Source organism: Streptomyces akebiae, from assembly GCF_019599145.1.
In the GTDB taxonomy this organism is placed as follows: domain Bacteria; phylum Actinomycetota; class Actinomycetes; order Streptomycetales; family Streptomycetaceae; genus Streptomyces; species Streptomyces akebiae.
In genome coordinates, this window is record NZ_CP080647.1 from 2,725,872 (window position 1) to 2,737,789 (window position 11,918).

The 11,918-nt window shown below is 71.5% G+C and carries 9 protein-coding genes; 3 read left to right on the forward strand and 6 right to left on the reverse strand.

Going from position 1 to position 11,918, the window contains the following annotated elements; genetic code table 11:
- Positions 1-25 precede the first annotated feature (25 nt).
- Positions 26-1,567, reverse strand: a complete 1,542-nt coding sequence (locus K1J60_RS11730; RefSeq protein ID WP_220646179.1) for a DUF4192 domain-containing protein — start codon at positions 1,565-1,567, stop codon at positions 26-28.
- A gap of 133 nt (positions 1,568-1,700) precedes the next feature.
- On the opposite strand from K1J60_RS11730, the gene K1J60_RS11735 reads away from it, so the two are divergent.
- Together K1J60_RS11735 and K1J60_RS11740 are read left to right on the forward strand one after the other, a co-directional pair.
- Positions 1,701-3,881: a RecQ family ATP-dependent DNA helicase gene (locus K1J60_RS11735; protein WP_220646180.1), complete on the forward strand. Its 2,181-nt coding sequence runs from the start codon at positions 1,701-1,703 to the stop codon at positions 3,879-3,881.
- Between the two features lie 257 nt (positions 3,882-4,138).
- Complete coding sequence (locus K1J60_RS11740; protein ID WP_220646181.1) at positions 4,139-4,765, forward strand: hypothetical protein; 627 nt, start codon at positions 4,139-4,141, stop codon at positions 4,763-4,765.
- A 431-nt stretch (positions 4,766-5,196) separates the two neighbouring features.
- Here the strand turns inward: K1J60_RS11740 and K1J60_RS11745 are convergent, their stop codons facing one another.
- From K1J60_RS11745 to K1J60_RS11755, 3 genes are all read right to left on the reverse strand, one after another.
- Complete coding sequence (locus K1J60_RS11745) at positions 5,197-5,802, reverse strand: hypothetical protein (RefSeq protein WP_078936924.1); 606 nt, start codon at positions 5,800-5,802, stop codon at positions 5,197-5,199.
- Between the two features lie 68 nt (positions 5,803-5,870).
- Positions 5,871-6,572, reverse strand: coding sequence for a ribonuclease HII (locus tag K1J60_RS11750; protein WP_220646182.1), 702 nt, complete (start codon positions 6,570-6,572; stop codon positions 5,871-5,873).
- Positions 6,573-6,662: 90 nt separating this feature from the next.
- A complete protein-coding gene (locus tag K1J60_RS11755; RefSeq protein ID WP_220646183.1) occupies positions 6,663-7,277 on the reverse strand; it encodes a TetR/AcrR family transcriptional regulator in 615 nt (204 codons plus the stop codon).
- A gap of 171 nt (positions 7,278-7,448) precedes the next feature.
- On the opposite strand from K1J60_RS11755, the gene K1J60_RS11760 reads away from it, so the two are divergent.
- A complete protein-coding gene (locus K1J60_RS11760) occupies positions 7,449-8,999 on the forward strand; it encodes an MFS transporter (protein ID WP_220646184.1) in 1,551 nt (516 codons plus the stop codon).
- Positions 9,000-9,093: 94 nt separating this feature from the next.
- On the opposite strand, the gene K1J60_RS11765 is transcribed toward K1J60_RS11760, so the two are convergent.
- Positions 9,094-10,746, reverse strand: coding sequence for a DUF4153 domain-containing protein (locus tag K1J60_RS11765; protein ID WP_220646185.1), 1,653 nt, complete (start codon positions 10,744-10,746; stop codon positions 9,094-9,096).
- Positions 10,747-11,003: 257 nt separating this feature from the next.
- Entirely contained in the window at positions 11,004-11,906 is a 903-nt protein-coding gene (locus K1J60_RS11770) for an ADP-ribosylglycohydrolase family protein (RefSeq protein WP_220646186.1), read from the reverse strand.
- Positions 11,907-11,918: the final 12 nt, after the last annotated feature.

Here is an 11,918-nt window from a genome sequence, read left to right on the forward strand (position 1 = left end):
CACGCCCTGTGCCGGACCGGCGCGGTCACGTCTCCCCCTCGGTGGGCCGCCCACCGCCACCGCGGCGGGCCCGCGCCCGACCGCGCGCGCCGTCGACCGTGCTCCCCGGCCGTCGGCCGGCGGGTGCACTGCCGTCAGCGGAGCGCGATCGGCGGGCGTGAGCGGCGCCGGGTGATCGCCGGACGGGGCGGGTGTCGGCGTTCCCGTCCGGGTGTGACCTGCGTCGGCGCCGGGAGCCGGTCGCGACGCAGGGCTCAGCCGAGGTCGACTGCATGACCGGAGGCTGGTCGGGACGGCTCTCCTCGCCGCCGGCTCCGGCGTTGGCAGGGGGCGACGCCAAGCCACGTCCCTTGCGTTCGGCGCGCAGGCAGCGGCGAATGGACTCGGGGTCGAGGCCCTCGTTGCAGGCCTGGTGCAGGAGGCGGGCGAAGAGGTAGTCGGGATCTGCGGCGAGGGCCATGGCCAAGGCCTCGCGGGCCTCCAGTTCGTCTCCCGAGGACCAGGCGACCCAGCCCGCAAGCGTGAGGGGGGCGGCCGCGTGCTCGCCGTAGGGGCCGACGCAGCGGCGGGCGAGGGCGCGCCAGAGACGGAGGGCCGGGCCCGCTTCGTCGCCTTCCATCCATTCGGCGGCGCGGTCGCGGGTGGCGCGGTCCTGGAGTCCGAGGATCATTGTGGCCGCGTCCCCGTGTCCGACGAGTTCGTCGTCGTGGAGGTCCGCGTCCAGCGTGCCGGACACGGACGGAGCGGCGGCCAGTCGCTCGATGGCGCACTGTGCCACGGCGAGAGTCTCCTCGGCGACGTCCGCACGACTCTCCGCGTGCAGAATGCGGGGGACGAGCGCGGACTGCGCGGCGTCGAGGGCGGCCTCCTGCTGCAGCGCGGCAGCGCTCTCCCAGGGCAACAGCCTGGCCCTCATCTCTTTCAGTGTGCCGCGCACCTGGAGGCCGGCGTAGGTCGCGGCGGCGGCTAGCACAGAGGTGCCCGGTAGCCCCATCGGCTGCCCGTCGGCAGAACAACATCCGTTGCCGGGACAGCAGTAGGACCAGTAGCGATTTTCGGAGATGCACAGGGCCTCGACCACCGGCACGTCCAGGGTGCCGCAGGCCCTGCGCAGCAGTTGGGCGAGCGGCCGCAGGCGTTCCATGACCTCGTGCGGCGACTCACCGCTCGCCGGATCCTGGCAGAGGAAGGCGACCATGCTCTCCGGCCTGGCACCTCGACGCTCACTTCCGGTCACCAGCCCGTGGGCCAGTTGTTGGGCCACGGCCGGCCAGTCGTCCGTCTGGGCCGGGATGCCCAGTCGTGCGCGTCCGCCGAACCGTCCTCGGGCGTCCCGGTCGTGCAGTGCGACGAGGACGATACTGTCCTCGGGGCGATATCCGAGCAGGTAGGGCAGGGCGTCGGCGAGTTCTGCCGGGGTGCGGAGGGTGACCTGCTGGCCGTCGGGAGGTCCGGTGGTCGCGCCGTGCCCCAAGTAGGCGGAGGGCTCGCCCGCGCGCCCGTGGCCGTTCTGCCCGCTGATGTCACTGTTGCCGGAGGTCCCGGCCGCTTCGCTGTGATTCGTCATGCGGCGACCATCTCGCGGATCTTGAGATTCCGCTTTGCCCTGTGGATAAGTCCGACCATGATCACGTCAGAAGCTGTCCACAGTTCACTCCTCCCGTTCGCGCGATGTCCGAGGCATCGGGTTGCATGGGGCCATGAGCGACGAAGACCTGCCCCCCACGGACCGCCAAGATCTGCGTACGGCCGCCGACGCCGTGCTCGCCCGCCTCGTGGGCGCGCCGACGGGCGCCGCGCGACTGCGCGAGGACCAGTGGCACGCCATCGAGGCGCTGGTCGCGGAGCAGCGCAGAGCCTTGGTGGTGCAGCGCACGGGCTGGGGCAAGTCCGCGGTGTACTTCGTCGCGACCGCGCTGCTGCGCGAGCGGGGCGCGGGACCCACCGTCATCGTCTCCCCGCTCCTCGCCCTCATGCGCAACCAGGTCGAGGCGGCCGCCCGCGCCGGCATCCACGCGCGGACCATCAACTCATCGAACACGGAGGAGTGGGACTCGATCCGCCAGGAGGTCACCGCGGGCACGGTCGACGTACTCCTGGTCAGTCCGGAGCGGCTCAACAACCCCGATTTCCGTGACCAGGTCCTTCCCGAGCTGGCGGCCGCGACCGGGCTGCTCGTGGTCGACGAGGCGCACTGCATTTCGGACTGGGGCCATGACTTCCGCCCCGACTACCGCCGACTGCGCACCATGTTGGCCGACCTGCCGTCGGGTGTCCCGGTGCTCGCCACGACCGCGACGGCCAACGCGCGCGTGACGGCCGACGTGGCGGAGCAGCTGGGCACCGGCGGCGGCACGGACGCCCTGGTCCTGCGCGGGCCCCTGGACCGCGAGAGCCTGAGCCTCGGCGTGCTCGAACTGCCGGACGCCGCCCACCGGATGGCGTGGCTCGCCGACCACCTGGACGAGTTGCCGGGCTCCGGGATCATCTACACGCTCACCGTGGCCGCCGCCGAGGAAGTCACCGCGTTCCTCCGCCAGTGCGGGCACACCGTGACGTCGTACACCGGGAAGACGGAGAACGCCGACCGGCAGCAGGCCGAGGAGGACCTCCTCGCCAACCGGGTCAAGGCCCTGGTCGCCACCTCCGCCCTGGGGATGGGCTTCGACAAGCCCGACCTGGGGTTCGTGGTGCACCTGGGCTCACCCTCCTCCCCCATCGCCTACTACCAGCAGGTGGGCCGCGCGGGTCGCGGTGTCGAGCACGCGGAGGTGCTGCTACTGCCCGGCAAGGAGGACCAGGCGATCTGGGAGTACTTCGCCTCGGTCGCGTTCCCTCCGGAGGAGCAGGTGCGCCGGACCTTGGACGTCCTGGCACACGCGGAGCGACCGATGTCCCTGCCCGCCCTCGAACCGCTGGTGGAACTGCGCCGCTCCCGGTTGGAGACGATGCTGAAGGTCCTCGACGTGGACGGTGCGGTCCGCCGGGTCCAGGGCGGTTGGGTCTCCACCGGCGTCCCCTGGACGTACGACACCGAGCGCTACGCCTGGGTCGCCAAGCAGCGCGCGGCCGAGCAGCAGGCCATGCGCGACTACGTGACGACTCCGGGCTGCCGGATGGAGTTCCTGCGACGGCAGTTGGACGACGAGGAGGCCGTGCCGTGCGGGCGCTGCGACACCTGCACGAAGCCCAGGTTCACGGACTCCGTCTCCGCGGCGGCGCTGGACGCGGCGCGCGGCGAGTTGGGGCGGGCGGGGGTCGAGGTGGAGCCCCGCAAGATGTGGCCCACCGGGCTGCCGACGGTCGGCGTCAATCTGAAGGGACGTATTCCGGCCGGTGAACAGGCGGCTCCGGGGCGGGCGTTGGGACGGCTGTCGGACATCGGCTGGGGTAACCGACTGCGGCCGATGCTCGCGCCCCAAGCACCGGACGGGCCGGTTCCGGACGACGTGGCGAAGGCGGTGGTAGCCGTCCTGGCCGACTGGGCGAAGGGCCCCGGCGGCTGGGCCTCCGGGCAGGCCGACGCGCAGCCCCGTCCGGTGGGTGTCGTCACCATGCCATCCCGTACCCGGCCACAGTTGATCGGTTCCCTCGGTGCGCGGATCGCCGAGATCGGTCGTCTGCCGCTGCTGGGCTCGCTGGCGTACACCGGCGCGGTTTCCCAGGTCACCCGCAGCAACAGCGCACAACGCCTGAAGGCACTCGACGGGGCACTGACCGTGCCACCCGAACTGGCCGCCGCTCTCATGAGGGCAGACGGGCCGGTACTGCTGGTCGACGACGCCACGGAGACCGGCTGGACGCTCGCGGTCGCCACGCGCGTGCTCCGGCGCGCGGGCGCACAGGGGGTGTTGCCCCTCGTTCTCGCCGTCCGGGGGTGACCGGTCGTCAACCAGGCGTGAGCCCCCTCCCGCTTGGGCGTTACCGACGCGTCCTATGCGCAGGGATATAAGCGGTGGATCACCACAAAACTGTCAGTGGCCCCAATTGCTCGTTGCCGCAACCAAGTTCGCCAGGAAGAATTGGAGTCCGCTCCCCGCACGGCCCACTCGTCAATCGGTAGGGCTTCTGCTGCGGCGTGCGCTCCCCCAAGTCCGACCCCCGCCCGCTGTGTGGGCGCGTAGCCGAAGGGAGGATCGTGACCTTCGGATTCGCTCCGTCCTCGGCGGCCTCCGTGTCGACCTCTGCCGACCTGTCCGCCGCTTCCGCCAACCGGTTGCTCGAGCCCGCGGAGTGGGCCGCCGCCGGGATTCCACTGCTGCGCAATCCCCGGGAGGTCGTCAGCGGGCTGCACGCACGACATCAGCCCCGGCCCGCGACGGCGGTCGTGGCCGTCCTGGATCCGGACGAACGCCTGCTGGCGAGCGCCTCGTTCGTCCGGCGTCCGGCCCCTGCCGACGGGTGGATGTTCCGCAACGCTCTCCTCGCCCAGCTGCGTCGGGTCATTCCGCACGACCTGCGCCGGCGCACCCCGGTGCGTACGGCCGTGCTGCTCTACTGCCGTGAGGGCGACGCGCGTTGGACGGAGGAGGACGGGGCGTGGATGTGGGGGCTGCGGGACGCCTGCACACTGCACGGGCTGCGCTGCGGGGCGTACATCACGCTGACACGTGACGGCTGGCAGGTCCTCGGCGAGGGCCGAGGTGGCCGCCGTCCTCACGCGGACTCACCGGCCGAGCCGTTCGCCACGGCCGTCGCGCCGCCTCCCATGCCACGCACCGGTGGAGTCGCGTCGGAGGTAATGCGCCGGGTCGCGGCGCGCTGAGCCGCAGCCACTCCGACTCGCTTGGGCACCCGCCCGGACGACGGCGTACGCCGCACCCACCCGCGCAGAGCCCGCGGGGGTGCGGCAAACGCACGGAGCACGGCGTGGCGCACGCAAGGCGAAGTTTCCGGCACCCCTCTCACCTGCACCGCACCCGCGGCGAGGCACGTTCACGGCACCGCACTCACCGCACAGCACCGCACCGCACAGCACCGCACCGCACCGCACCGCACCGGCAAGCTGAGCGATGGCAACGCAGGCAACACCCACGACACCACGCGAAACGCTCCCCGGACATGCCGAAACACCCCGCAGGCGCGCCGAAGCGCCCCGTCACGGGGTGTGGCCGCAGTGCGTGCCCAGGTCGTCCCCGGGCACGCACGGCTCCCCGGCGGGCCCTCGCGGGCCGACCGGGCCGGGTCCTCGGCGGCTCAGACCCCGGCGCCCAGCACCGAGTTGATCGTCTGCGGGTCGCCGCACACGATCAGCAGGGCCCGGGCCCGGCCGAGGGCCTTGGGCAGCGCCTGGGCGGTGACGGCATCGGTTCCGCCGTTGACGGCGACCACGACGACGGGACGCGGCGCGGCCCGGTCGGTGGCCGACGCATCGGCGTAGAAGACGTCGTCGCCCGCGTCGTGCTGCGCCCAGTAGGCGGCCTCGCCGAAGGAGAGCTCGTGGTCGGCCCACGGATGTGACTCGCCGGTGGTGATCACCAGCACGTCACCGGGGGCACGGCCCGAATCCAACAGCAGGTCGACGGCTTCCTCGGCGGCGTCCAGCGCACCCTCGGCCGAGGCCGGGATCAGCTGGATCTGCGGGGTTGCGGCAGGAGCGGACGGCCCGGGCTTGGCCGCGGCGTGAGCCGCGCGCTGGGCCGGCACCGGCCGGGCAGGACCCGGACGACCGGGACGCGGCGGAGCCGCGGGACGGGGACCGGGTACGGGACGGGGGGTCGGCGCGACCCGGCCGCTGGCCGGAGTGGCACGCGGGCCCTGGGCACTCTCGTGAATCTGAGGCTCCTCGGGAATGAGAGGCATGAGCTGATGTTTATCAAACGCCGGTGCGACTCGCGTCGGCGGGTGGCACATGAGTGCGAACGAATCCGTCAGAAATCGAAGCCGAGCTGCCCCTCGATCTCCGGAACGCTTCCGTCCGCCCAGTTGCGGGCCTTCTTGAGGTGCCGCCACTGGGGCAGCGCATCAAGATACGCCCACGACAACCGGTGGTACGGGGTGGGGCCCCGCTCCGCCAGCGCGGCCTTGTGGACAGGCGACGGATACCCGGCATTGGCCGCGAAACCGAAGTCTGCATGGTCGACACCCAGTTCGGCCATCATTTTGTCGCGCTGAACCTTGGCGATCACCGAAGCGGCCGCGACGGCGACACAGGACTGATCGCCCTTGATCACCGTACGGACGGGCCAGGGTGACCCCAGGTAGTCGTGCTTGCCGTCGAGGATGACCGCGTCGGGCCGCACCGGAAGCGCCTCCAGGGCCCGCACGGCGGCCAGCCGCAGCGCGGCCGTCATACCCAGGTCGTCGATCTCCTCCGGAGAGGCGTGACCGAGGGCGTGCGAGGTGACCCACTTCAGCAGTTCCTCGGCGAGCGACTCGCGTCGCCTGATCGTCAGGAGCTTGGAGTCGGTGAGGCCCTCGGGCGGTCGGCGCAGTCCGGTGACCGCCGCGCAGACGGTGACGGGACCGGCCCACGCTCCGCGCCCCACCTCGTCGACACCGGCAATGACCTTGGCTCCGGTCGTGGCGCGCAGCGAGCGCTCGACGGTGTGAGTAGGTGGTTCGTACGGCATGGCGCCCTTAGCCTACGCCGCCCGCGTCCCCGCGCGACACCCAGGTTTCCAGGGGCAACCTCACCGCACCCGCCGACCCCGCCGGGCACCTCACCGACAGAGCAGCGGAACCATCAACTGGTCGATCATCTCCTCGATGTCCCGCTCGCTCCATTCGCTGCCGCACACCTTCGAGCGGTACATCATCATGGCCGGAATCGCGTCGAAGACATAGCCGTTGGCCGCGTCGGGCCGCACCTCACCCCGCTGAATTCCACGCTCGACGACCTCACGCAGCTGCTTGACCGTCGGCTCCACGACACCCTCGATGATCACGCCATGGAAGCGCTCGGCCTGAGTGGTGTCGCATTCGTGAATGACCGACCGCAGAGCGAACCCAGGGCGGGAGAACATCGCCTCACGTGCCTGACGGCACAGCGCCAGCAGATCCTCGCGCACGCTCCCGAGGTCGGGCGCCTCCTCGAAACGCGGCAGCCCGGCCTGCAGGGCGTCGGCGACGAGGTCCTCCTTGGAGGGCCAGCGGCGATAGACCGCCGCCTTGCCCGTCTGGGCGCCCGCGGCGACTCCCTCCATGGTGAGGCCGCTCCAGCCGACCGTACTGAGCTGCTCCAGCGCGGCATCGAGGATCGCGCGTTCGAGCACGGCGCCGCGCCGGCGCGGGGAGGCCGTCGGGGCGGGAGCGGCCGTCCAGCGCGAAGTGACCATCTGTGTTTCTCCGTTGAGCCAGGGGGCGGGGGTACCGAAAGCGGAAGCGGACGGACGACGCAGACCACGGCGGCGACTTCGGTGAACGCTTGCGTTCACTAAGGGGGACTCACTACCGTGGGCGCGTCAGTGAACGCGAGCGTTCACTAAGGCAGTTGTGGGGGACCCATAGTGACAACCTCTCCGTTGATTCAGGATCAGAAGCCGGGAGCCGCCCGCCGGGAGGGGCGCCCCGGCATCGCACTCACCGTCATCGCGGCCTGCCAACTCATGGTGGTACTCGATGCGACGATTGTGAACATCGCGCTCCCGCACATTCAAGACGCGCTCAAGTTCAGTACCACCGACCTGACATGGGTCGTCAGCGCCTACACGCTGACCTTCGGTGGTCTGCTCCTCCTGGGCGGCCGGGCCGGTGACATCCTTGGCCGCCGCCGAGTGTTCATGACCGGAATCATCGTCTTCACGCTCGCCTCGCTGCTCGGCGGGTTCGCCCAGGAACCCTGGCAGTTGCTCGCGGCACGCGCCCTTCAGGGCGTCGGCGGGGCGATCGCGTCGCCGACCTCGTTGGCGCTCATCACGACGACGTTCCCCGAAGGTCCCGAGCGCAACCGCGCGTTCGGTGTCTTCGCCGCCGTCTCCGCCGGTGGCGGCGCCATCGGCCTGCTCGCGGGCGGCATGCTCACCGAGTGGCTCGACTGGAGGTGGGTGCTGTTCGTCAACGTGCCCATCGGTGTGCTGATCGCCGTCCTCACCCCGATGTACATCAGCGAGTCCGAGCGGCACCCGGGACGGTTCGACATCGCGGGCGCGCTCACCTCGACCGCCGGTATGGCCTCGCTGGTCTACGGGTTCATCCGCGCGGCGGAGGACGGCTGGCGCGATGGCCTGACCATCGGTTCCTTCACGGCCGCGGTGGTCCTGCTGCTGGTGTTCGGCCTCATCGAGAGGCGCGCCAAGGAGCCCATCACCCCGCTCCGGATGTTCACCGACCGCAATCGCTCGGGCACGTACGTGATCATGCTGAGCCTCGCGGCGGCGATGTTCGGGATGTTCTTCTTCATCGTGCTGTTCGTACAGAACGTGCTGCGCTACACCCCGATCGAGGCCGGTCTGGCCTTCCTCCCGGTGACCGTCGCGATCGTCACCGGTGCCGGCCTGTCCCAACGGTTCCTGCCGGTGCTCGGCCCCAAGCCGTTCATGGTGGCCGGCTCCACCCTCGTGGTGCTCGGCCTGACCTGGCAGACCTTCATCAGCCCCGACAGTTCCTACCTCGGCGGCGTGCTCGGCCCGATGGTGATGTTCGGCTTCGGCATGGGCCTGAACTTCGTGACCCTCACCCTGACCGCCGTCTCGGGGGTCGCCCCGCACGAGGCGGGCGCGGCGTCCGGCCTCCTCAACGTCACGCAGCAGGTGGGCGGCTCGCTCGGCCTGTCCATCCTCACGACGGTCTTCGGTACGGCCAGCCGTGACGAAGGGGAGAAGCAGGTCCAGCTCTTCATGACCCAGGCCACGGACGCGCAGAAGGCCGAGTTCGCCAAGACGCAGCAGCTGCCGGCCCCCTGGAGCCACGAGGTGCTCTCCCAGGGCATCTCGACGGCTTTCATACCGGCTGTCGCGATGGCCGTACTCGCCCTGGCCACCGCCCTCCTGGTGATCAGGGTCCGCAAGAGCGACCTGGAAGCCCTCTCGGGCACGGCCGGACCCACCGCCGGAGGCTGACGGGACGGTCACGGAAACGGCCGCACACCGGCCGGAGCACGCCCAGGTGACCAAGGACCTGGGCGTGGTCCGGCCGGGTGCGGGCCCGCGACTGTCAGCGGTAGAACTCCGGTCCCAGCTCACCACATGCCGGCTCGCCGCTCGCGTCCGCCACCGGCGGACGCTCGTCCAGGATGCGCCTGGCCTCGGTCTCGCCCCAGCTCGTGGCGTACCAGGGAATGTGACGGCGCTCGTCCAGTTCCTCCTTGATGTCCCACAGCACGCACGACCGCATCGGCTCCCCCAGCCGGTCGAGGGCGGGCACCGCGTCGGCTGACAGCCCCCTCGCGTAGAGGAGGTCGAAGCGGCCCGTGTTCTCGTACCGCTCGACGTTGCGCTCGGCGATCAGCCCGTCGGGCGACACCAGCCCGAACGCCAGCACCACGGCGCCCGCACTGGCCGCGACGGCGCGCGGCAGCCATCGGGCACCCCACACACCGGCGGCCATGATGAGCACGATGACCAGGCCGAGCCAGAGCTCCATGGTCAGCACCGAGATCCTCAGCCGCGTCAGTCCATAGGCCTCCACGTACATGTCCATACGTCGCACCGCGGATGCCACGACAACGAGCGCCAACGCGCACAGCGTTCCCAGCACCCCACGCACGAGCGTCCTGTCACTCGATCGGGTGCGTGGGGCCCAACGCAGGGCGACCACGATGACCACCAGGGTGAGCAACGTGGCCATGAGCAGTTGCCAGAAGCCCTGGCGCGCGTACTGGGCGTAGGTCTGGCCGGTCTCCTTCAGCACCGCGTCGTAGCCGCCGAAGAGCACGGCGAGCTGAACGGCGTTGAAGACGGCGAAGAGCCCGACGAGGCCGACCAGCGGCAGCGCCCACTCGACACGGCCGCGGGCGCGGCCCGCCGGCACCTGGAGGCGGTCCCAACGGGCGGGCGCGGCCGCCGTACGGGCCGCCGCGAGGGTTCCGAACAGGCCCAGCGCGAGCAGCAGGAATCTCCAGGGGCCGTCGGACACGGAGACGTCGGGCACCAGAGCGCCGAGCAGATCGGCGAAGGCCGCGTCCGCCCCGGCGAACAACGCGCCGAAGACGAAGAGGAGGACCGCGGCCACGACCAGCGCCCTCAGCAGGGGCGCCAGGCGGCCGCGGTCGCCTCCCATCCGCTCACGCAGGCCCTGCCAGGCCCAGGCCGGCCCGGTGACGAGCGAGGTGAGGACACCGACGGGTCCGAGCAGAACGGCCGGCCAGGTGCGGCCGCCGTGCAGGGCGAGTGAACCCGCCGCGAACGCGGTGACGACGGCGAGGAACGAGGGCCATTCGGCGGCCCGCAGCGCGGGTACGGTGAGCAGCGCCAGCCCGCCGACGCCCCAGACGAGGGCCCACGGGCGAGGACGCCGGCCCGCCCGACGGCCCGCGAAGTACACGGCGAGCGTGGCGGGCACGGCGACGAAGACCAGGTTGACCGCCAGCCCCTCGCCCAACAACACCATGCTGAGCAGGCCGGTGGCCAGGGCCGCCCACAGGGTCGCGGTACGGATCGGCGCGGGATCGCCCGGGCTGAAATCGATCAGGACGGGCGGCGAGGGCGGCGGTCCGCCCGGTATGGATGCGGGTCTGCCCGCCTTGCCCTCAGGCGTGGCGCCGGCAGATGCCGTCGACCCGGATCTGCCCTTCTCGGTCACCGCGCGGGCCCTCGGCGATGGGCCTTCGGGTTCCGGCGCGGCTGAAGCTGACGGTGTCTCGGACATGGGTCCCCCTCCCCCGGACCGGCCCTCGTCACCCACCGTACGCAGCGCGCGGCTGTGGCAGAAGGCTCGTTGCCGGTACCTCGTCGCCGCGACTCGTCATGATCAACAGGCGGCGTGGCGGACAGGGTATGCCGCAGCTGAGCCCGTGCGGCCGGCCGAGGAGCGCACTGTGGCACTCCTGTGACAGTTGGGACGCTTGGGGCCGACGAGGCTGGGGAAGCACTCCCCCCTCCGCCGGATGCCTCACCCGACCCCGGTCATCCCACCTGGAGCCATTCCGGGAACGCCTCGGTCTGCCGTGTCCACGCCTCGGGAGGCGCCCCGGCCTTAGCGGAGGCGACCACTCCGCCCACGATGGCGCAGGTCGTGTCGACGTCACCGCCCACCTGGGCCGTCGTCCAGAAACCCCGCTCGTAGTCGCCGAGGGCGCGTGCCGCCGACCAGAGCGCGAACGGCACCGTGTCGTGCGCCGTCGTACGCCGTCCGCAGCCCAGTACGGCGGCGACGGTGTCCGCGTCGGCGTAGTCGAGCATGTCCCGGGCGCGTCGCAGTCCCGCGCCGACGGCGCTCTTCGGGACGAGGGCGATGACCCCGTCGAGCAACGCTCCGGCGCTCGGCGGGCCGGCGGGATCGGCCGCGAAGGCGGCGGCCGCGGCGACCGCCATGGCACCGACGACGGCCTCACGGTGCTGGTGCGTGGGGTAGGCCGAGATCTCCGCCTGGTGGGTGGCCTGCTCGGGGTCGTCCGCGTACCACGCGCCCAGTGGGGCGATCCGCATGGCCGCGCCGTTGCCCCAGGATCCCTGGCCGTTGAAGAGCGCGGAGGCCAGCTCACGCCAGTCGCCACCTTCGCGAACCAGACGCAGCAGTCGGTTGACCGCGGGCCCGTAGCCCCGGTCGAAGTCGTGGTGCTCCGCGAAGGCTCGGGCGAGTTCGTCCTGGTCGATCCGGTGGTGGGCCGCGAGGACCGCCACGACGGAGCAGGCCATCTCGGTGTCGTCGGTCCACTGCCAGGGGCCGGGCGGGGTCTCGCGGCGCTTGAGCAGCGGGTAGTTCACGGGCACGAAGTACTGCGAGCCCAGCGCGTCACCCACCGCGAGTCCGCGCAGGCTGGAAAGGGCCCGTCCGAGGGGGCCATGAGGAGAGGAGTCAGCGGTCATCGCCCTGCCACT